The sequence below is a fragment of the Actinospica acidithermotolerans genome, assembly GCF_018139625.1.
In the GTDB taxonomy this organism is placed as follows: Bacteria; Actinomycetota; Actinomycetes; order Streptomycetales; family Catenulisporaceae; genus Actinospica; species Actinospica acidithermotolerans.
Map to the genome: position 1 here is coordinate 136,085 of NZ_JAGSOH010000005.1, position 20,567 is coordinate 156,651.

At 72.9% G+C, this 20,567-nt stretch carries 19 protein-coding genes; 7 read left to right on the plus strand and 12 right to left on the minus strand.

Annotation, left to right across the window (positions count from 1 at the left end):
• Positions 1–108: 108 nt before the first annotated feature.
• On the minus strand, positions 109–1,509 hold the full coding sequence (locus tag KDK95_RS03880; RefSeq protein ID WP_212516580.1) for an MFS transporter: 1,401 nt from the start codon (positions 1,507–1,509) through the stop codon (positions 109–111).
• 61 nt (positions 1,510–1,570) lie between these two features.
• Here KDK95_RS03880 and KDK95_RS03885 point away from each other — a divergent pair, with 61 nt between their 5' ends.
• On the plus strand, positions 1,571–1,786 hold the full coding sequence (locus KDK95_RS03885) for a hypothetical protein (RefSeq protein WP_212516581.1): 216 nt from the start codon (positions 1,571–1,573) through the stop codon (positions 1,784–1,786).
• A gap of 170 nt (positions 1,787–1,956) precedes the next feature.
• On the opposite strand, the gene KDK95_RS03890 is transcribed toward KDK95_RS03885, so the two are convergent.
• The 5 genes from KDK95_RS03890 to KDK95_RS03910 form a co-directional block, all read right to left on the minus strand.
• Positions 1,957–4,383: a xanthine dehydrogenase family protein molybdopterin-binding subunit gene (locus KDK95_RS03890; protein WP_212516582.1), complete on the minus strand. Its 2,427-nt coding sequence runs from the start codon at positions 4,381–4,383 to the stop codon at positions 1,957–1,959.
• The gene (locus tag KDK95_RS03895) at positions 4,376–5,029 is read right to left on the minus strand and encodes a (2Fe-2S)-binding protein (protein WP_212516583.1); all 654 of its coding nucleotides are present in this window, start codon (positions 5,027–5,029) and stop codon (positions 4,376–4,378) included. Before KDK95_RS03895 ends, KDK95_RS03890 begins: the two co-directional genes overlap by 8 nt.
• Positions 5,030–5,096: 67 nt before the next feature.
• Entirely contained in the window at positions 5,097–6,221 is a 1,125-nt protein-coding gene (locus KDK95_RS03900) for an FAD binding domain-containing protein (RefSeq protein ID WP_212516584.1), read from the minus strand.
• A 70-nt stretch (positions 6,222–6,291) separates the two neighbouring features.
• A complete protein-coding gene (locus tag KDK95_RS03905) occupies positions 6,292–6,594 on the minus strand; it encodes a DUF3039 domain-containing protein (RefSeq protein WP_212516585.1) in 303 nt (100 codons plus the stop codon).
• A 50-nt stretch (positions 6,595–6,644) separates the two neighbouring features.
• Entirely contained in the window at positions 6,645–7,217 is a 573-nt protein-coding gene (locus KDK95_RS03910) for a YqgE/AlgH family protein (RefSeq protein ID WP_212516586.1), read from the minus strand.
• A 126-nt stretch (positions 7,218–7,343) separates the two neighbouring features.
• Between KDK95_RS03910 and murA the strand changes: the two genes are divergently transcribed.
• A complete protein-coding gene (murA, locus tag KDK95_RS03915; RefSeq protein ID WP_212516587.1) occupies positions 7,344–8,732 on the plus strand; it encodes a UDP-N-acetylglucosamine 1-carboxyvinyltransferase in 1,389 nt (462 codons plus the stop codon).
• Positions 8,733–8,761: 29 nt separating this feature from the next.
• Positions 8,762–9,736: a quinone oxidoreductase family protein gene (locus tag KDK95_RS03920; protein WP_212516607.1), complete on the plus strand. Its 975-nt coding sequence runs from the start codon at positions 8,762–8,764 to the stop codon at positions 9,734–9,736.
• A gap of 63 nt (positions 9,737–9,799) precedes the next feature.
• Here KDK95_RS03920 and KDK95_RS03925 read toward each other — a convergent pair whose 3' ends face one another.
• Positions 9,800–11,200 carry an NAD-dependent malic enzyme gene (locus KDK95_RS03925; RefSeq protein ID WP_212516588.1) on the minus strand — a complete coding sequence of 467 codons (1,401 nt, stop codon included), beginning with the start codon at positions 11,198–11,200 and terminating at the stop codon, positions 9,800–9,802.
• A 277-nt stretch (positions 11,201–11,477) separates the two neighbouring features.
• Between KDK95_RS03925 and KDK95_RS03930 the strand changes: the two genes are divergently transcribed.
• Positions 11,478–11,948, plus strand: coding sequence for an ATP-dependent Clp protease proteolytic subunit (locus tag KDK95_RS03930; RefSeq protein ID WP_212516589.1), 471 nt, complete (start codon positions 11,478–11,480; stop codon positions 11,946–11,948).
• A gap of 24 nt (positions 11,949–11,972) precedes the next feature.
• On the opposite strand, the gene KDK95_RS36695 is transcribed toward KDK95_RS03930, so the two are convergent.
• The 3 genes from KDK95_RS36695 to KDK95_RS03945 all read right to left on the minus strand — a co-directional run bounded on the left by KDK95_RS36695 (position 11,973) and on the right by KDK95_RS03945 (position 15,480).
• Positions 11,973–12,326: a helix-turn-helix domain-containing protein gene (locus KDK95_RS36695; RefSeq protein ID WP_212516590.1), complete on the minus strand. Its 354-nt coding sequence runs from the start codon at positions 12,324–12,326 to the stop codon at positions 11,973–11,975.
• A 75-nt stretch (positions 12,327–12,401) separates the two neighbouring features.
• The gene (locus KDK95_RS03940; RefSeq protein WP_212516591.1) at positions 12,402–14,756 is read right to left on the minus strand and encodes a helix-turn-helix domain-containing protein; all 2,355 of its coding nucleotides are present in this window, start codon (positions 14,754–14,756) and stop codon (positions 12,402–12,404) included.
• A 139-nt stretch (positions 14,757–14,895) separates the two neighbouring features.
• Positions 14,896–15,480 carry a TOPRIM nucleotidyl transferase/hydrolase domain-containing protein gene (locus tag KDK95_RS03945; protein ID WP_212516592.1) on the minus strand — a complete coding sequence of 195 codons (585 nt, stop codon included), beginning with the start codon at positions 15,478–15,480 and terminating at the stop codon, positions 14,896–14,898.
• 242 nt (positions 15,481–15,722) lie between these two features.
• Here KDK95_RS03945 and KDK95_RS03950 point away from each other — a divergent pair, with 242 nt between their 5' ends.
• Together KDK95_RS03950 and KDK95_RS03955 are read left to right on the plus strand one after the other, a co-directional pair.
• Positions 15,723–16,388, plus strand: coding sequence for a DUF899 domain-containing protein (locus tag KDK95_RS03950; protein WP_212516593.1), 666 nt, complete (start codon positions 15,723–15,725; stop codon positions 16,386–16,388).
• Positions 16,389–17,459, plus strand: coding sequence for a sigma-70 family RNA polymerase sigma factor (locus KDK95_RS03955; RefSeq protein WP_212516594.1), 1,071 nt, complete (start codon positions 16,389–16,391; stop codon positions 17,457–17,459).
• A 34-nt stretch (positions 17,460–17,493) separates the two neighbouring features.
• Here the strand turns inward: KDK95_RS03955 and KDK95_RS36700 are convergent, their stop codons facing one another.
• Positions 17,494–17,979 (minus strand): carboxymuconolactone decarboxylase family protein, encoded by a 486-nt coding sequence (locus KDK95_RS36700; RefSeq protein ID WP_212516595.1) that lies wholly within the window; start codon positions 17,977–17,979, stop codon positions 17,494–17,496.
• A 47-nt stretch (positions 17,980–18,026) separates the two neighbouring features.
• Here KDK95_RS36700 and pdxR point away from each other — a divergent pair, with 47 nt between their 5' ends.
• The gene (gene pdxR, locus KDK95_RS03965; RefSeq protein ID WP_212516596.1) at positions 18,027–19,430 is read left to right on the plus strand and encodes a MocR-like pyridoxine biosynthesis transcription factor PdxR; all 1,404 of its coding nucleotides are present in this window, start codon (positions 18,027–18,029) and stop codon (positions 19,428–19,430) included.
• Here the strand turns inward: pdxR and KDK95_RS03970 are convergent.
• Positions 19,421–20,567, minus strand: a 1,147-nt coding sequence (locus KDK95_RS03970) for an MFS transporter (RefSeq protein WP_212516597.1), incomplete at its 5' end; no start/stop codon positions are given. The genes pdxR and KDK95_RS03970 overlap by 10 nt on opposite strands.

Consider the following 20,567-nt stretch of genomic DNA (forward strand, 5'->3'; position numbering starts at 1 on the left):
ACGTCGTCCCCTCAAGTGTCGACTGGGCCGCCGTGGCGGCGTTGCTCGGTCGGCGCGGTCTTCCACCGTACCGGGCGCCGCCGACAGAACGGGAAACGTTCCGTGGACTCAGGCCCGGCGCACCCGCGGGGCGAGCATCCATGCCACCGCGGCGATGCCGATGTACAACGCGTAGAGCAGCACGTAGACGCCGCCGGAGGAGCCGTCGGTGCTCATGGCGTGGTAGATGCTGCCGCCGAGGGCGATCGCGAGGGTGCTGGTGATGCCGTCGGCGACCTGGAGCGAGGCCGAGTTCGTGCCCTGCTCCTCGGGCTCGGAGAGCTCGAGGGTGAGCAGGCTCACGGTGGGGAACGCCATTCCGGCGCCGAGCGAGGCGAAGCCCATCGCGAGGGCGACGGTCCACAGGGGGGTGGCGGTGCTGACCGCGACGATGTCGCCGATGAGGGACAGGCCGCAGACGGCGATTCCGGTGCGGACGCGGGCGGGCTTGGACAGGCGGGTCGCGACGGCCGGCTGGTTGATCGCCCACGAGGAGATCGCCCAGCCGACGGTCGCCGTGACCAGCGACAGGCCCGCGAACGTGACGCTCATGCCGCGGTGCTGCTCCAGCATCAGCGGGAGGAAGGCCTCGATGCCGAAGTACGAGCCCGCCATCAGCCCGCGCATCAGGATCACGGTGGGCAGGCCGCGGCGCGCGCGCAGCGTGCCGGCCGGGAGCAGCCGGGGGACGCTCGGGACGAGCAGCGCGATCGCGATCGGCGCGAGGATCAGGCCGACGAGGTTGATCTCCTGGCTGCCGAGCTCCAGCAGCCCGGCGCCGAGCGCCGTGACGCCGGCGGCCACGCGGATCCGGCGCAGCCGCGCGTTCTCCGCCTCGTCGCGCTCGGCCGCCTCGACCCGCGGCAGGTCGCGCAGCGGCCCGGCGAGCAGCACGAGCGGGATGACGATCAGCACCGCCGTGCCGAGGAAGATCCAACGCCAGCTCAGATCCTCGGTGAGCACGCCCGCGATCACCGGGCCTACCGCGCCGGGCAGCACCCAGCACGTGGCCATCGCGGAGAACGCCTTGCCGCGCAGGTGCTCCGGGTAGGCGCGGCCGACGAGGACGTACAGCGCCACGATGACGAGTCCGCCGCCCAGGCCCTGGATCGCGCGGCCGAGCACGAACTGCGCCATCGTCGTCGCCGTGCCCGCGGTGAGCAGCCCGACGCCGAACAGCGCGATGCCGCCGAGGCAGGGCAGCCGCGGCCCGCTGCGGTCGGAGCGCTGCCCGCTCAGGACCATGCCGAGCAGACTGGTCGTCAGGTACGCCGAGAACGCGAGCGAGTAGTACGGCAGGCCGTGCAGCTTCGCGACCGCGACCGGCATCGCCGCGCCCACGGCCATCGCCTCGAAGGCGGTGAGCAGGATCGAGGCGACGAAGCCGATCGTCACGGCCAGATACCGCGGGCTGAGGATGCTCTCCGAGGCTGCGGGCTGGGCGGGGGCGGCGGCGGAGAGCGTGGTCACCTCAGGATGGTATGTCATAGCCCAATGGGTTATCCACCTGTTACACCGGACGCCGGCCTCCGTGATCCGCGCGCGGTGCGCTGAGCGCCCCGGCAGGCGAAGAGGCGGAGATGCGCACAGCCTGGCCGGCGCCGCGTGGGAGGCGCGCTACCGGCTGGAGGAGGACCGGCTGCTGCGGGCGCTGCGGCTGCTGCGGCTGCTGCGGGCGCTACGGACGCTGCGCGCTGCGGGCGCTACGGACGCTGCGCGCTACGGACGCGGATCGGGCTGGAGCTGACCGAAGCCGCCGTCGCGTGACGCCGCGTCAGTTGCTCACGCCCCACGGCCGCAGCGGCATCCGCGTCGGGTGCGCCTCCGGCGCGTCACGCTTCCCGGCCGCAGCGGCATCCGCGTCAGGTGCGCCTCAGACGCGTCGCGCGGCCCACCCAACCGTCGGGTGACGCCGCGTCAGTTGCTCACGCCCCACGGCCGCAGTGGCATCCGCGTCGGGTGCGCCTCCAGCGCGTCGCGCGTCGCGCAGGCCAGTGCGGCGGCACACGCGGCGTACGCGGCGCGGCGTACCGGGATGTAGCCCAGCGGCAGCGGCGCGGCGAACCCGCGTCGGCGCAGCATCGTCGAGTCGAGCTCGCCGATCGAGGACTCCGCGAACGGCAGCAGCTCCAGCTCCGGCTGCTCCAGCATCGTCGGGAACTGGCCGGGCCCGAGCGCGCCGAAGCCGCCGAGCTCGGCGCCGGCCAGGTCGATCTCCTCGGCCTGCGCGTTGAAGACGAAGTCGACGGCGGTGAGCACGCCAGACCCGACCGCGGCCTGCGCCCGCTCCGGCAGCAGCACGCGGCCCGCGTCGTGGGCGGCCGTGACCCGGACCGGCCGCAGCGTGTGCAGCTCGGTGTCGGCGTCCACGACCGCGCGGTACGCGGCGACGGCCACGTGCGCGGTGCCGGGCTCGGGCACGAACACGCCGGGAGACGGCGCGCCCGAACCGTGCACGCGGAACTCGCCGTTCGCGACGTACACCGCGGCGCCGCGCAGCACCTGCGCGTAGACCTCTTCGACCGGCTTGGAGAGCGTGCCGTCGTAGGTGACGACCATGCCGTCGCGCACCTCGAGCAGCTGGGGGGAGACGGCGAACTGCGCGGCGATCTTCGCCAGGGCCTGCGACCGCGCCGCGCGGGCCGCGCGCTGCACGGCCATGCAGTGCAGCCACGTCGTACGCCCCGGGCCGATCGCCGTCGCGGGCAGGTCCGCCGGATTCGCCGGACGCCGCACGATCACCCGGCGCACGCCGAGGATCTCGCGGGCCATCTTGCGCAGCAGCGCGTGCTGGCCGTTGCCGGTGTCCACCATGCTCGTCGCCACGTGCACGATCGGGCCGTTGACGTCCGAGGTCAGCGCGACCTGGGCGCTCGCGAACTCCTCGCCGAGCTCCGGCGGCACCAGGTCCACCATGGCGAGCGCGATGCCCGCGCCGCGGCGCACCCGGGTCAGCTCGCCGGTGCGGCCGACCGTGCCGGGGAACGTCCGGATGTCCGGGCCCGGCGGGAACGGCGGCATCTGCGTGTCGAGAAGCGCGGTCAGCAGCTCAGGCAGCGGGACCGCGCCGGCCAGCCGCCGGCCGTCCGGCAGATGGTCGCCGGAGCGGATCAGGTTCCTGACGCGCAGGTCGAGGGGACCGCGCCCGCAGGCCGCCGCGGCCGCGTCGATCTGCGCCTCGGCGACCACCGCGGCCACCATCGCGGCGCCGCCGGGCCACGGACCGGCCGGCGGGTTGTGCGTGCGCACGACCCAGCCCTGGATGTCCACGTTCTCGCAGCGGTACGGTCCGACGACGCTGCGGCACAGCTCGTCGAGCAGCGGCTCGGCACCGGCCGGGTCGGCGCCGCCGTCCACGACCAGCTCCACCCGGACGGCGAGCAAGGTGCCCTCGGCGTCGACGCGGTGCGTGGCGTGCACCCGGATCGCCGGGGTGCCCGCGTCGCCCGCGAGCCGGTCGGCCGGACCGCCCTCGGCCCGCACCGGCCGTCCGGTGCGCAGCGCGAGCAGCGCGGCGGCCACCCGCAGATCGGGGTCGTCGCCGGACCTGGTGCCGGTGAACGGCGCCGGGACCAGGTGGATCGCCTCGATCGGCAGGCCCAGGGCGGCGGAGACCGCGCGCAGGTCGCGCATCGGGTCGGCGCACGCCGTGTGCAGGTCGAGCGCGACCAGCCGCAGCCCGCCGTGGCCGTCCTGCGCGAAGTGCGGCACGGCGAGCACGGCGCCGGGCGCGGCGGCCGGATCGGCGCCGCGGCCGAACTCGTACCCGTACATGACCGTGCTCTCGCCCTCGTCGGGCTCGGCCAGGTCGCCGCCCTCGCCCAGCGTGTACCGGCGGTACGCGGCCACGCGCGAGTCGTTTCCGGTGCGGCGCGCCGCGGCGAAGACCTGGCGCGCGTCGAGCAGCGGCTCGCCCGGCGCGTAGGTGATCTCGACGGCGTCCAGCGCGGCCCTGGCCAGCGCGGGATGGTCGGCGGCGGCCACCGCCACGCACTGCCCGCGGTACTCGACCGCCGTCACGCCGAGCTCCTGGCCGGCGAGCACGGCGTGCACTCCGGGGATGTCCAGCGCGGGCTTGACGTCGATGTTCAGCAGCGCGGCGTGCGGGTACGGGCTGCGGGCCAGCGCCGCGTAGAGCATGCCGGGGCCGCCGGGACGATCCGCCGCGTACGGGTAGCGGCCCGCGGCCTTCGCGGCGGGCACCGCCTTGCCGATGCCGTCCGCGGGCGGATCGACCGCCGCGTACGCCGGGGCCGCGACGACGTCGACCGGCGCCGCCGCCGCGACCTCGGCCGGCAGCTGCTCGCCGATCAGGAAGCCGGGAAGCGCAGAGGGCTTATCCACGCCGCTTCACCGCCTGCGCCGCCTCGTTCACGGCATCGATGAAGTGGCCGGGAGGCAGGCAGCGGCACAGGTGGCCGGAGAGCGACTCGCGAATCGCCGCCTCGCTCGGCTCGGGCTGACGGGCCAGCAGCGCGCGCGTGGTCAGGCCGATGCCCGGCAGGCAGTAGCCGCATCCGGCGCCGCAGTGCGCGGCCAGGGCGCCGGAGACCTCGTCGCCGTCGCCGTACGCCTCGGGCGTGGTCACCGAGGAACCCTCGGCCACCAGCGCGGGCGTCAGGCAGCCGAGCACCGGCTCGCCGTCCAGCAGCACGAGGCACGCCCCGCACTCGCCCTCGCCGCAGCCGTCCTTCGCGGCGGTGCGGCCGAGCCGGTCCCGCAGCACGAACAGCAGGCTGTCCGCGACCCAGACCTCGGGCACCTCGACCGGCTCGCCGTTCACCGTGCAGCGGATCGACACCGTCGCGAACGGACCGGACGCCGGCGGGATCGGCGGCCCGGCCACCGCCTCGGCCGCGTGCTGGACCTGGCTCGGCAGGCTGCTCACCACGGTGTACGTGCCGCTGCCCGCGAGCGGGTCGATCTCCAGCTCGTTCGAGGAGTCCGCCGAGAGGAAGTCGTACTGATCGAAGTCGTGGGCCTCGCTCATGCGCCCGCCTCGTCGGCGCTCGGCAGGCGCTCGGGCTCTGCGCCCCACGGCTCGCTCGCAAGCCCGCTCACTGTGCCCGCCCCCCGTTGCCCTGCGCCGGGATCGTGATGTCCGTGCGCGCGCCGAGCGCGCCGAGCCCCGGCACGTTGATCGGCCCGGTGATCGGGCCCGGCACCGGCGGCGCCTGCGGCAGGCCGCGCTCGGCCCGCTCCACGGCCGAGCGCGCGCGCATCAGCTCCGCCTTGATCTGGTACTGCTTCACCTGCTCCAGCCAGCCCGAGGGCGGCAGCGCCCGGACCAGCGCGCGGCGCGCGCAGACCTCGGCGGCCTGCCTGCGGTACTCGTCCGGGATGCGCGAGGTGGAGGCGCCGGCCGGGCCGGCGGTGAGCGGGGCCAGCAGGCCCTCGGCCACCAGCCGGGCGAAGGTCTGGTACGTCCCCGGGTCCGGGATCGCGCCCGCCTCCCAGTCCACGTGCGCCTGCAGCCACTGCCCGGCGTGGTCCACCCGCGCCGGCACCGGCCCGTGCCCGCCGATCGCGCAGGCGACCTGGCGGGTGGACGGGTCGACGACCAGGGCGAGCGTGAGCACCGGCCGCCCCGGTCCGCCGCGGGTGCCGATCTTCATGAAGCCCTGCTGGCCGGTGCCGAGCGGCAGCCGGAACGCGGTGATCAGCTCGCCGGGCTGCAGCTGCACGCCGCCGTCCCTGGCGTAGAGCCCGGCGACCGGGACCTGCCGCCAGTCGTGCCGGGTGCGGCACACCGCGACCGCGCCGAGCGCTATCAGCGTCGTGAGCATGTCGCGCCCGGGCAGCGGCGCCGGGCCGCCGCCGAGGCGCTTGCCGGAGGCCAGGTTGCCGCCGAGGGTGGCCCGGGTGCGCAGGGCGGCGGAGCCTATCGCGCGGGCGGCCTGGGCGAGGGCGGGCAGCACCGCGCGCAGGTCCGGGTGCGTCAGATCGGCGCAGGTCGTGGCGGCGCCGATGATGACCTCCTGCTCGGTGAACCAGACCCCGCGCAGCTCGGGGATCCGGTCGATCAGCAGGAAGCCGCCCGGCCGCAGCCTTCCGGCGTTGGCCAGCACCATCAGCTCCGTCCCGCCGGCCAGCACGCACAGATCAGGCTGCGCGGCCAGGGCCTCGACCGCGGGCTCGAGCTCGGTCGGGCGCAGGGCCGCTACGGGGGTGGACACCGGCATGGAGGGCTTTGTCTTTTTTGTCTACGAGGGGGTGGACTGGTCGGCGCTGGGCGCGGGGCGCGGCCGCGCGTCAGGACTCGCCGCCGGACTTCCCCGCCTTGTCGTCGGAGTTGTCGTCGGCCCAGCCCGGGCCTTCGTAGATCTCCTTGCAGGTCGGGCAGATGGGATAGCGCTTCGGGTCGCGGCTCGGCACCCACGTCTTCCCGCACAGCGCGGTGATCGGCGTGCCGAACACCATCGCCTCGGTGATCTTGTCCTTGGGCGCGTAGTGCGAGAAGCGCTCGTGGTCGCCGTCGTCGGTGCGGTAGTCGGTCCGCTCTTCGATCAGCGTGGACGTCCCGCCCGATACGGTCATCTCTTCTACGGTGCTCATAACCCCGAGTGTAGAAGGTCGCCGGGCCGCCTGTGGAGTGCTTATCAAGGTCAGTTGAGCTCGGGGTCGTCCGGGAACGTGCTGAGCAGGGCGAGGCCGCCGCGCTGGCGGCGCAGCACGGTGCGCCAGGCGAGCTCCGGGGAGAGGGTGAAGGCGTCCGCGGGGGCCGCGTCGACCACGTACCAGGCGCCCTGGCCCAGCTCCCGCTCCAGCTGCCCGGCACTCCATCCGGCGTAGCCCGCGTAGACCCGGAAGGCCGAGATCTCGGCGGCCAGCAGCTCCGGCGGCAGGTCCAGGTCCACCAGGCCCAGGTCGCCGTGCACGCGGCGCCAGCCGAGCGGGTCCGGGTCCTCGCCGCGGGGCAGCGCGCGCAGCTCGGCCAGGCCGAGCGCCGAGTCGAGGGCGACCGGGCCGCCCTGGAAGACCATCGGCATGGGGCCGGCCAGCTCGCTCCACGCGGGCAGGACCTCGTTCACCGGCACCGTCGTGGGCCGGTTGATCACCACGCCGAGGGTGCCGTCGGTGTCGTGATCGAGCACCAGCACCACGGTGCGGTCGAAATTGGGGTCCACCAGCAGCGGAGTCGCCACCAGCAGTCGCCCGGTCAGCTCAGTGTCGGACATGCGCCACACCCATGGAGTACATACTGACAGGCGAGAGGACGCGCGTGCGGCGTTGGGCACAGCCGGTGCGTCTCTGGCAGACTGACGTCCCGTGCGACCGCCCCTCGTCAACCCGCACTTGGAGCCATGACTAGTCCAGCCACTACCCTGCCCCGGCCCGCCGAACCGTCCGAGGCGTTCGACTCCGCGGACCTCATCCGGGTCACCGGCGGCACGCCGCTCACCGGCGAGGTCACCGTGCGCGGCGCCAAGAACCTGGTCCCCAAGGCCATGGTGGCGGCCCTGCTGGGCGACGGCCCGAGCCTGCTGCGCAACGTGCCGCAGATCAGCGACGTGCGCATCGTCACCGGCCTGCTCGAGGCGCACGGCGTCACCGTGAGCGCGGGCGAGCAGCCCGGCGACCTGGTGCTCGACCCGACCTCGGTGGACCGGCCCGACCACGCCGAGATCGCCGCGCACGCCGGGTCGAGCCGGATCCCGATCCTGCTGTGCGGCCCGCTGCTGCACCGGATCGGCCACGCCTTCATCCCGGACCTCGGCGGCTGCCGCATCGGCGACCGGCCGATCGACTTCCACCTCGACGCGCTGCGCGCGTTCGGCGCCGTGGTGGACAAGCGCCCCGAGGGCCTGCACATCTCGGCCCCGCAGAAGCTGCGCGGCACGAAGATCACGCTGCCCTACCCGAGCGTCGGCTCCACCGAGCAGGTGCTGCTGACGGCGGTGCTCGCCGAGGGCGTGACCGAGCTGCGCAACGCGGCCACGGAGCCGGAGATCCAGGACCTGATCGCCGTCCTGCAGAAGATGGGCGCGATCATCTCGGTGCTGGACAACCGGGTCATCCACATCACCGGGGTGGACTCGCTCAGCGGCTACCGGCACCGCGCGCTGCCGGACCGGCTCGAGGCCGCCTCCTGGGCGTGCGCGGCGCTGGCCACCGGGGGCGACGTGCTGGTGCGCGGCGCGCTGCAGGGCCCGATGATGACGTTCCTGAACGTCTTCCGGCGGGTCGGCGGCGCCTTCGAGGTCGAGGACGAGCCCGGCGAGACCGGCATCCGCTTCTGGCACCCGGGCGGTCCGCTCAGCGCGCTGGCGCTGGAGACGGACGTGCACCCGGGCTTCCAGACCGACTGGCAGCAGCCGATGGTCGTCGCGCTGACGCAGGCGCAGGGTCTGTCGATCGTGCACGAGACCGTGTACGAGAAGCGGCTCGGCTTCACCAAGGCGCTGATCGACATGGGCGCGCAGGTCCAGCTGTACCGGGAGTGCCTCGGCGGCACGCCCTGCCGCTTCGGCCAGCGCAACTTCATGCACTCGGCGGTGATCTCCGGACCGACGAAGCTGCACGCGACCGACCTGGTGATCCCGGACCTGCGGGCCGGATTCTCCTACCTGATCGCGGCGCTCGCGGCGCAGGGCACCTCCAGCGTGCACGGCATCTCGCTGATCAGCCGCGGCTACGAGGACTTCGGCACGAAGCTGCAGGCGCTCGGCGCTCAGGTGGAATTCCCGAGCTAGAGCCGAACGTTCGCAGAGGCATGAGCCTCATGCATGCGGCATATGTGACGAAGACCGGCGGACCCGAGGTCCTGGAGTACTCCGAGGTCGAGGCCCCCGCGGCGGGGCCCGGCCAGGTGCTGGTGAGGGTGGCGGCCGCGGGCGTCAACTTCATCGACATCTACGTGCGCACGGGGCTGTACCCGCGCCCGCTGCCCGCGGTTCCGGGCGGCGAGGGCGCGGGCACGGTCGCCGCGCTCGGCGAGGGGGTCACCGGCCTGGCCGTGGGCGATCGCGTGGCCTGGGCGGACGGCAACACCGGCTCGTACGCCGAGTACGACGTCGTGCGGGCCGACCGCCTGGTGCACGTGCCCGAGGGCGTGGACCTGGAGACCGCGGCCGCCGCGATGCTCCAGGGCATGACAGCCCATTACCTGACGAACTCCACCTGGCCGCTCAAGGCCGGGGACATCGCGCTCGTCCACGCGGCGGCGGGCGGCATGGGCCTGCTGCTCACCCAGATCGCCACGAGCAAGGGCGCCCGCGTCATCGGCACGACGTCGACCGCGGCGAAGGCCGCGCTGGCCCGCGAGGCGGGCGCCGAAGCCGTGATCGACTACACCGAGGTCGCGGATCTGGCCGCCGAGGTGCGCGCGCTCACCGACGGCCGCGGCGTGGACGTGGTCTACGACGGCGTCGGCAAGACCACCTTCGAGGCCTCACTCAGGTCGTTGCGCAGGCGCGGCCTGCTGGCCCTGTACGGCGGCGCGTCGGGCCCGGTGCCGGCCTTCGACCCGCAGGTGCTCAACCGGCTGGGCTCGCTCTTCCTGACCCGCCCGACGCTCGTGGACCACATCGTGACGCGCGAGGAGCTCGAGTGGCGCGCGGGCGAGATCCTCGCGGCGGTCGCCGACGGCAGCCTGAAGATCCGTATCGGCGCGCGCTTCCGGCTCGCCGAGGCGGCCGACGCGCACACCGCCCTGGCCGGCCGGGCCACGACCGGCAAGGTCCTGCTCATCCCGTAGCCGCCCGGGGCCCGTGCCCGCCCGCGTGGGCGGGCACGGGCCCTGACGTCGCGTCGGATCAGCTCACCTGGCGGCGACGGCCACGTTCTTGACCGCGGCCGCCACGTTCGTCGCGACCTCGGGGTCGAACACCGAGGGCACGATGAAGTTGGCGTTCAGCTCGTCCTCCTTGACCACGTCGGCCAGCGCCCGGGCCGCCGCGACCAGCATCTCCGGCCGGATCTCATGGCTCTGCGCGTCCAGCAGGCCGCGGAAGAAGCCGGGGAAGGCGAGCACGTTGTTGATCTGGTTCGGGTAGTCGCTGCGGCCGGTGGCCACCACCGCGGCGTGCTCCCGCGCCGACTCCGGGTCCACCTCCGGGTCCGGGTTGGCCAGCGCGAACACGATCGATCCGGCCGCCATCGTGGCGATGTCGGCGCCGGTCAGGATGTTCGGCGCGGAGACCCCGATGAACACGTCGGCCCCGGCCAGCGCCTCGCGCAGGGTGCCGGTGTAGCCCGCCGGGTTGGTGTGCTCGGCGACCCAGCGCAGGTCCGAGTCCTCGGCGCCCAGGTCATCGCGGCCGAGGTGCACGACCCCGTGGTAGTCGGCGACGGTGATGTCCTTGGCGCCCGCGTCGAGCAGCAGCTTGATGATCGCGGTGCCCGCGGCGCCCGCGCCGGAGCAGACGATGCGCACCGCGGACAGGTCCTTGGAGACCACGCGCAGCGCGTTGGTCATGGCGGCGAGCACGACGATCGCGGTGCCGTGCTGGTCGTCGTGGAAGACCGGGATGTCCAGGTCCTCGCGCAGCCGCCGCTCGATCTCGAAGCAGCGCGGCGCCGAGATGTCCTCGAGGTTGATCCCGGCGAAGCCCGGCGCGATGGCCTTGACCGTGCGGATGATCTCCTCGGTGTCCTGGGTGTCCAGGCAGATCGGCCACGCGTCGATGCCCGCGAAGCGCTTGAACAGCGCCGCCTTGCCCTCCATCACCGGCAGCGCGGCCATCGGCCCGATGTTGCCGAGCCCGAGCACCGCGGAGCCGTCGGTGACCACGGCGATCGAGTTGCGCTTGATGGTCAGCCGGCGCACGTCCTCCGGGTTGTCGGCGATCGCCTTGCACACGCGCGCGACGCCCGGCGTGTACGCCATGGACAGGTCGTCGCGGTTGCGCAGCGGGACCTTCGAGGCCATCTCGATCTTGCCGCCGAGGTGCAGCAGGAAGGTGCGGTCGGAGACGCGGCCGACCTCGATGCCCTCGACGGCCTTGAGGCCGTCGGTGATCTGGGCGGCGTGCGCGCTCGAGTACGCCGCGATGGTGACGTCGATGCGCAGCCGGTCGTTGCCGGAGCCCGAGACGTCGAGCGCCGTGATCTCGCCCCCCGCGTCCTCCACGGTTCGCGTCAGCTTGGACACCGCGTTGCCGCGGGACGGGGCCTCCAGGCGCACCGTGTACGAATAGGAGGCGTTGGGCTGAGTAGTCATGATCGCGGTCTTGCCTTCTTCCTGCGCAGCTTCTCGTCGTCGCGCTCGCTCATCCAGTGTCAACCATGGTCCCATGCGCCGGCCGTCCGAACGGTGGCGTACCGGCTGATGTGAGCGTTCTCTCGCGGGCGCGTTAAGCGCGTAATCCGGCCGGTGATCGACGGGAGCCGATCCTCGGGCCGGGCGGGGGGCGAGCGGGGTGCACGCGGTGCGGTACGGCGCTCTGCTGTCAGCAGATTCGGGTGATTTCCGCCCGCGCGCGGGCGAGAGTGGAAGCATGTCCGCGACTTTCGACGACCACCTCGCCAACCAGCTCCTCGCCCAGCGGATCATCTTCGTCGGCAGCGAAGTCGACGACGTGACCGCGCAGCGGATCTGCTCGCAGCTGCTGCTGCTCTCCGCGGAGAACCCGCGCGACGAGATCCGCCTCTACATCAACAGCTCCGGCGGCACGGCGACGGCCGGCCTCGCGGTCCACGACGTGCTCCGGCTGATCCCGAACGACGTCGCCACCGTGGCGACCGGCCTGGTCGCGGGCATGGGCCAGGTCCTGCTCACGGCCGGCACGCCCGGCAAGCGCTACGCCCTGCCCAGCGCGCGGATCGTGGTGCGCCGGCCCGAGCGCCCGCAGGACGTGGAGCGGCGGTTCACCGCGCGGGAGGCGGTCGAGCACGGCCTGGTCGACGCGATCCTGGAGTCGCTCGCGAAGATCCGCCCGTCGACCCCGGCCCGCCGCATCGGGCTCTGAGAAGACCGCCGGAGGATTCCGCGCCTACGCCGCCAGCGCGAGGGCCCCGCGGGCGCCGTGCGCGCCGGAAGAGGCGTGGGCCGGGGCCGGCTGGGCGGCCATCGCGGTCTCGTATTCGCCGAGGCGGCTGTTCGCGAGGCTGACCAGGTCGGACAGGCGCAATCCGAGGGCGCGGGCCGTGGCCGCGAGGATCTCCGAGGAGGCCTCCTTGCGGCCGCGCTCCAGCTCGGAGAGATACGGCATGGAGATGCGCGCCGCGTCCGCCACCTCCTGCAGCGTGCGCGCCTGGGCCTGCCGCTCGCGGCGCAGCACGTCGCCGATCAGGTCCCGCCAGAGCGGCTCACGTCGGGGGCGGTCATCGTGTGCGCGTGTCTCCATGCCCTCAGAGTAGGCAGAGCGCGCCGTCCCGGGAGCCCCTTTCGGCTCTGCTCTGAGCGAACGGGACGAGCGCGGCTATCGGCTCGCGGCGGCCAGTTCGGCGCGCACGATCTCTGCCTCGGAGTCGTTGAAGCGCTCGTAGAGGCCGAGCGCACGCTGCCAGAACTCGATCGCCGTGCTGCGGTCGCCGTCCGCCGCGTGCAGTTTGGCGAGCTTCTGCAGCGCGGTCGCCTCGCCGTCCACCTCGCGCAGCTCGCTGCCGAGCTCCAGCGCGGCGTACAGGTACTTCTTGGCGACGGCGGTCTCGCCGATCGCCTCGTAGACGGCGCCGAGCGTATTGAGCGTCTTGAGCTTCAGCTGCTCGGCTCCGAGCTCGTCGACGATCTCCAGTGCGCGCAGCAGGTACAGCTCGGCCTGCGCGTTCTGGCCGTTGTCCGAGTAGACCGTGCCGATGTTCAGGCAGGCCATGCCGACGCCCATCATGTCGCCGAGCTCCTCGCGGATCCGCATCGCCTTGTCGAGTGTGCTGATCGCCTCCGCGTGGTCGCCGAGGCGGTACTGCGCGCCGCTGATGTTGTTGAGAGCGATGGCCTCGCCGAGCCGGTCGCCGAGACGCACCCGCAGCTCGTGCGAGCGCTCGAAGCTCTCCAGCGCCTTGTGCTCCGTCTCCTCCCAGTAGAAGTAGACGAAGCCGAGGTTGTTCCACATCCACGCCTCGCCCACGAGGTCGCCGATGGACTGCGCGGCGGCGAGCGCGGCGAGGTGCGTGGAGGTCCAGTCGGCCAGGTACCGGCGCGCGTTGAAGAAGCCCAGCATCGCCGCGGCCAGCTTCCAGGCGTACTCGCCGAGGCCGGCTTCCGCAGCCTGGATGACGCCCGCGACGAGGCTCGCGCGCTCGCGCTCGCACCAGTCCAGCGCCTCCTGGTAACTCGCGAACACGGGCGCCGGCGGCTCGGGGGCGAGGTCGCCCAGGGGGATGGGCCGCGACTGCGGCGAGAGCATCGCGTGCGTGTTGGCGGCGGTGACGAGGTACCAGCCGATCAGTCTGCTGACGGCGAGCGCGCGCGCCTGCTCGCTCTCCTCGGCCATCGCCCGCTCCGCCGCGTAGAGCCTGATCAGGTCGTGCATCCGGTACCGGTCCGGCTCGGGCGATTCGAGCAGGTGCGTGTCGACGAGGGCTTCGAGGACGAGTTCCGCTCGCGCCTCGCAGAGGTCGAGCAACGCGGCGGCCGCGGGCAGCGAGATGTCCGGGCCGCAGGCCAGGCCCAGCAGGCGGAAGGCGCGCTCCAGGGAGAGCGCGCCGTCGAAGCCCGCTTTGGCCAGGGCGGCATAGCTGACGTCGAAGCTGGCCCGCGCGGCCATGTCGCCGATCGCGAGTTCGTCCAGCCGGCGGCGTCGATCGGACAGCCGCCGCGCGAGCGTGGAGACGGCCCAGTTCGCCCGCGCGCCGAGCCTCGCGCCCGCGATGCGCAGCGCCAGCGGCATGCCGTCGCACGCGCGCAGCAGCTCGGCCGTCGCCTCGGGTTCCGCGGCCAGCCGGGCGGCGCCGACGAGCTGGGCCAGCAGGATCGTCGCCTCGTCGTCCGGCAACGACGTCAGGCTCAGCTTGTAGGCGCCCGGCAGTTCGGCGAGCCGGCTGCGGCTGGTGATCAGCACCGCGCACTCGTTCGTCGCGGGCAGCAGCGGCAGGATCTGCTGGGCGTCACGCGCGTTGTCCAGGACGACGAGCACCCGCCGCGTGCTCAGCAGGCTGCGATACAGGGCGGCGCGCTCTTCCAGCCCCGAGGGCAGCTCGGACGGCGCCACGCCGAGCACGTGCAGCCACTGGCCGAGCACGGTCTCCGGCGTCAGCGCGTTCTCGAACGCCCCGTTGAGGTCCACGTAGAGCTGCCCGTCCGGGAAGCGCTCCGCGATGCGGTGCGCCACGTGCACGGCGAGCGTCGTCTTGCCGAGGCCGCCGCCTCCGGTGACCGCCGCGATCGAGACCTGCCCGGGATCGCCCGTGCCCGGCAGCAGCGCGGCGGACAGGTCCTCGACCTGCGCGCATCGGCCGGTGAAGTCCGACACGCTGGCGGGCAGCTGAGCGATCACGACCGGCACGTCGTCCTGCGCGGAAGCGTCCGCCGACGCGGCGAGTACCTCGGGGGCGGCCTCGCGGTCCGCCTCCTCGTCCAGGGAGGCCTCGCCGAGCAGCGTGATCAGCAGCACCAGGTCGGCGCCGAACCGGGTGGCCACGGCCGTGAGGGCGTGCCGGGTGATCAGCCGCTTGCCGTTGAGCCAGCGCTCCCAGGACGCGCGGCTGTAGTGGGTCGAGGCGCTGAGCTGTGCGAGCGAGAGGTTGTGGTCGGTCTTGAGCGCGCGCAGCTCACCGACCAGTCTCCGGGCAGCCGGATTGAGTCCGGCCGGAAGGGGTGCCCACACACTGCCCACGATGCCCAAGTCCTTCGACCAGGTCCGTCCCAATCCATGACAGACGTCTGCAGATTAGCGAGTCAGAATAACACGGCGTGATTGAATCGTATCAACAGGCTGTCGGCGAACTGCAATGGTCGCGGCCCGGCGAGCAGCGTCAGAGTGCCGCGCAGACGTGGGCGAGCACGGCGTCGAGCGGCCGGGGCACCTGGTCGAGCGGCACGGCGGCGGCCATCGCGGCGGCGTACCGCTCCTTGCCGCCCGAGCGGCCGCCCATCAGCCGCCGCAGCTGATCGTGCAGGCTCCGGGCCCGCTGCGCGGGCTGCCGCTGCAGCGTGCGGAACGAGCGCAGCTCGCCGCAGGCCTCGACGATCTCCTCGACCGCGCCGGGCCCGAGCGCGCGGATCAGCTCGTCCTCGAGGTCCGGCGAGCAGGCGTAGAAGCCCAGCGGCTCCAGATCGCCGCCGGGTTCCAGCCGGCCGACCCGGCCCAGCCCGCGGCGCACGAAGCGCTCCTCGCCGTCGTCGTAGAGCCCGGTGACGTGCGTCTCGCGCGCGGGAGCGCAGTAGACGTCGAGGTAGTGCCCGATGTTGGTGATGCCGTCCATCGACACGATCTCGATTCCGGCGCCCGCGAGATCCATCCCGCGCCGCTCGGCCAGCACGGCCAGCGCCGCCCGGTCGCTCACCCCTTCGACGAGCACCACCGCGCGGGCATCCCCGTTCGGCGAGGCCTCGGCCATGCGGCGATCCTATCCCCGGGGGTCGGCCGAGGGCGGCCGTTCACCAAGTGCCGCCGACGGGGCGGTGGTACGCGCTCCCGGCGGGATACCGCGCGAGAAATTCGCCCGGGGACCGATGATTCCGGCGCCCGGCGCCGGTCTCATCCTCGGAGGGCTTTCGGCGCACCGAACCGTGTCGAACCGGCCGAAGCATGCACCGAAGCATCCGCAGAAGCACCGGCTCACCGAAGGAGATCGAGAAGATGTCGCTACCCCAGGTCGTGTCCCGCGAGCAGTGGCTCGAGGCCAGGATCGCCCTGCTCGCCGAGGAGAAGATGCTCACCCGCCGGCGCGACGCGCTCAACGCCAAGCGCCGCGAACTGCCGATGGTCCGCGTCGAGAAGGAGTACGTGTTCGAGGGCCCGGACGGCAAGGTCACGCTCGCCGAGCTGTTCCGCGACAGCCGGCAGCTCGTCGTGCAGCACATCATGTTCGGCCCGGACTGGGACTCGGCCTGCCCCCGCTGCACCGCCGCGACCAGCGAGTTCACCCCGACCCTGCTGGACCGGATGCGCGAGGCTGACACCGAGTTCGCAATGGTCTGCCGCGCGCCGATCGCGAAGGTGCGGGCGTACAGCGAGGGCCGCGGCTGGGCGCTGCCCTGGTACTCGTCGTACGGCAGCGATTTCAACTACGACTTCCGAGTGACGGTCGACTCCTCGATCCCGCAGCTGGAGTACAACTACCGGCCAGAGCCCGGGATCCTCGGGGAGGACGAGGTCAGCACCGAGGTGCCTGGAGCCAGCTGCTTCCTGCGCGAGAACGGCGAGATCTTCCACACCTACTCGGCCTACGCGCGCGGCATGGACCTCACCGAGCTGCGTTACGCGTTCCTGGATATGACCGCGCTCGGCCGTCAGGATAGCTAGGTGACTTCCGACAGGCCCGACCCGGAGGGCGCGCAGGACGCCGAGCGCACAGGGGACGCTCTGGACACCTCCGCGCTGCTGCACCGCGCACAGACCGGTGATTCCCGCGCCTTCGACGAGCTGATCGCCGGGTACCAGTCAGAGCTGCGCGCGCACTGCTACCGCATGCTCGGCTCGATCCACGACGCCGACGACGCGTTGCAGGACGCGGTGTTCCGCGCGTGGAAGGGCCTGTCGGGTTACCGGGAGCGCGGCACCGTGCGCGCGTGGCTGTACTCCATCGCGACCAACACCGCGCTCGACATCGCCACCCACCGGTCACGCCGTGAACTGCCCGCGGGCTTCGGTCCGGCAGCAGACGCGGGTGCGGAGCTGGAGCCGCCGTCCGCCGACATACCGTGGCTGGAGCCGTACCCCGACCAGTGGCTCACATCTCCTGACGCAAGGTTCGAACAACGCGAGAGCGTCGAACTGGCCTTTGTCATCGCGTTGCAGAGCCTCCCGCCCCTGCAACGCGCCGTACTCCTGCTGCGCGAGGTCATCGGCTTCACGACGGCCGAGATCGCCGACCAGCTCAACACGTCGGCCGCCTCCGTCAACAGCGCCCTCCAGCGCGCCAGAGCCTCCGTCCGCGCCCACCGCCCCGACGAAGCCACGCAGCGGGAGACGCTGAGCGCCCTCGGCGAGCAGCGCACCCGCGCACTGGCCCACCGCTACGTCGACGCCATGGAACGCGGCGACGTCGACGCCATCATCAGCATGCTGACTGCTGACGCCACCTGGTCGATGCCGCCGGTCCCGACCTACTTCCGAGGCCACGAGGCGATCGCCTCCTTCCTGAGCCGCTACCCGCTGACCCGGCAGTGGCGGCACCTGCCCGCCCGCGCCAACGGCCACCTCGCGGTCGCCTGCTACATGTACGACCCCGGCCGGCAGGCCTTCCTCCCGCACTGCATCGACGTCCTCACCCTGCGCGGCGACAAGATCAGCGCCGTCACGGCGTTCCTGGACGCCGACTTCGAGAAGTTCGGCCTGCCGGTCGAGGGCGCAGAGCGCGCCTGGCTGAAGTAGCCGAAGACGTCGGCATTCCGCTTCCGGCCGGCTGTCAGTCCACCGGCCAGACGTGCGCCGCGACGTTGACCCGATTCCAGGCATTGATCGTGGTGATCAGCCAGACGAGGTCGGCGAGCTCGGTGTCGTCGAACTCGGCGGCGGCCGCGGCCCAGACGCCGTCGGCGACGGGGCCGTCGGAGAGGCGGGTGACGGCTTCGGTCAGGGCGAGGGCGGCGCGCTCGCGAGCGGTGAACAGGCCGGTCTCCTGCCAGACGGGGAGCAGGAACAGCCGGCGCCGGCCCTCGCCGCCGGCAAGGGCGTCGTTAGTGTGCGTCTCGACGCAATAGGCGCAGCCGTTGATCTGCGAAGCGCGGGCGCGCACCAGTTCCTTGAGGCCGGCTTCCAGGCCGCTGGAGGCGGTGGCCTTGTCCAGCGCGGACATGGCGCGCATGGCGGCGGGGGCGAGCTTGTCGGCTGCGATGCGGACGGCGGGGGCGGCGACGTAGGCGGCGGTGTTCGTGTTCGTGTTCGTTGTCATGACTCTGACCCTAGGGTGGAAGTGGACCGGTGCTAAGGTCCAATTCCATGGCGAGAGATTGGGCCACTTCTTCCGGGCTCGACCTGTTCCTGGAGCTGCTGCCGGGCGAGCGGCGGCGGGACGGACTGGAGCGGGCGCTGCGGGAGGCGATCCAGGGCGGACGGCTTGCCGCAGGTGAGCGGCTTCCCGCGACGCGTGTGCTGGCCACGGAGCTGGGCCTGTCGCGCGGCACGGTGAGCGCCGCGTACGACCAGCTCGTGGCGGAGGGCTACCTGCACGCGCGGCACGGGTCGGGGACCACGGTCGCGCACGTGCCGCACGCTGCGGGCCACCACATCCGTCGCCCGGCCGCCAAGCCGCGCTACGATCTGCGGCCCGGCACCGGCGACATGAACGCGTTCCCGGTGCAGGTGTGGCTGCGCTCGATGCGGAGGGCGCTGACCACGGCACCGTCGTCGGCGTTCGGATACGCGGACGACCTGCGGGGCCGGCCGGAACTGCGTGCCGCGCTCGCCGACTACCTCGGCCGCGCGCGAGGCGTGGCCGCGACCCCGGAGCGGATCGTCATCACGAGCGGCTACACGCAGTCGCTCTCGCTGCTGACGCGGGTACTCGCGCCGACGTCCCGCCGCGTCGCGATGGAGGATCCCGGGCTGCCGTACCACCGCGAACTCGTCGTGCACGCGGGCGGCGAGCCCTGGCCGTTACCTGTCGACAGCCTCGGCGCCGACCCCAGTACGTTGCCCGCCGACGTGCGCCTGCTCGTGACGACTCCCGCCCACCAATACCCGACCGGTGTGACGCTGCACCCGAAGCGTCGCAGGGCATTGATCGATTGGGCGAGGTCGGCGGACGCGATCGTGATAGAGGACGACTACGACGGCGAGTTCCGCTATGACCGCCAACCGGTCGGCGCGCTCCAGGCCATGGCGCCGGACCACGTCGTCTACGCCGGGACCTGCGCGAAGGCGCTGGCTCCGGCCCTGAGGCTCGGCTGGATGGTGCTGCCGCCGCAGCTCGTCGACCCGGTCCTCGCCGAACTGCGGCTCAGCACCCTGGAGACGGAAAGCCCCGGCCAGCTCGCTCTCGCCGACCTGATCTCCACACACGGCTACGACCGCCAGATCCGCGCCGGCCGGAACCGCCACCGTCGCCGCCGCGACCTGCTCGTCGACGCCGTCGCCGCGTTCCCCGCCCTCTCGGCGGCCGGAATCAGCGCGGGCCAGCACATCCTCGTCAGCCTGCCGGCCGACGGCCCCGACGAATCAGAAGTCATCGGCGCGGCTACGCGGCGCGGGCTGGCCCTGGGCGGCCTGGCAGAGCACTGGCATGGTTCCGGCCGCCCGGACCGCGCCAAGGGCCTCGTCGTCGGCTATGGCGCACCCACGGAAGCCGGTTATCTGCAAGCCGTCGGGGTCCTGGTCGACGTACTGCGGGGGTTCTATCGATGAGATTCCTCGGATCGTGGCGCGTGCGGGCTCGACGTGTGCGGGTTCGGCGCGTGCGGCTGTAGCGGCGTGCCCGCGATCGCGCAGTGCACGCGGACCGGCTCGATCTGCTCGACCAGCGCCACGGGCTGGACGGCCTCCACGGACGGTTCCGCCGCTGCCTCGGCGCCCGCACTCGGCTCGCGGAGCTTCGACGGGATGGCGGCGAAGGCGATGCCCGCGCCGACGAGCAGCAGACCGCCGCAGATCAGCATGGCCCGGTGATACATCGGCCCGAGGTCCGCCGAACTCGTCAGACTCCCGCCGCCAAGGCCCGCGGCCAACGGGAGAATCGCGACCGCCAGTAGCCCGGCAGCACGCGCGACCGCATTGTTCACGCCGCTCGCGATGCCAGCGTGACGCTCGTCCACCGATCCGAGCGCGGTCGCGGTCAGCGGCGCGACGGTCAGCGACAGCCCGAGGCCGAGGACCACGACCGGCGGCAGGACATCGCGCACGTACGTCGAGCCCGCCCCGATCCGCGAGAAGAGCAGCATCGCGCATGCGCACACGATCGGCCCCAGCGTCATCGGAATCCGCGGCCCGATGCGCTGCGAGAGCGCTCCGGCACGCGCGGAGAGCAGCAGCATCAGCACCGTGACCGGCAGCATCGAGATCCCGGCGGCCAGCGCCGTGAAGTGCACGACCACCTGCAGGTTCAGCACGACGAGGAAGAGCACGCCGCTGAGCGCCGCGTACACCGCGAACGTCACCAGGTTCGCCGCGCTGAACGCGCGTGACCGGAAGATCGAGAGCGGCAGCATCGGCTCGCGCGCGTGCTTCTCGACCAGGATGAAGCCGAGGATTCCGGCCACGCCGACGGCCAGCGCACCGATCACGGCCGGACTCGAGCCGCCGCGATCAGGCCACGCCGTGAAGCCGTACGTCAGGCCCGCGAGCCCCGCCGCAGCCGTCAGCACGCCGATCGCGTCAAGGCTCCGTGCCGCATCCGGATTCCGCGACTCGGGCACGCCCCGGACCGCCACGGCGATGACCGCCACCGCCACCGGCACGTTGATCAGGAAGACCAGCCGCCACGTCGCCGCCTGTACGAGCCACCCGCCCACGAACGGCCCGATCGCCCCCGCGACGCCCCCGAGC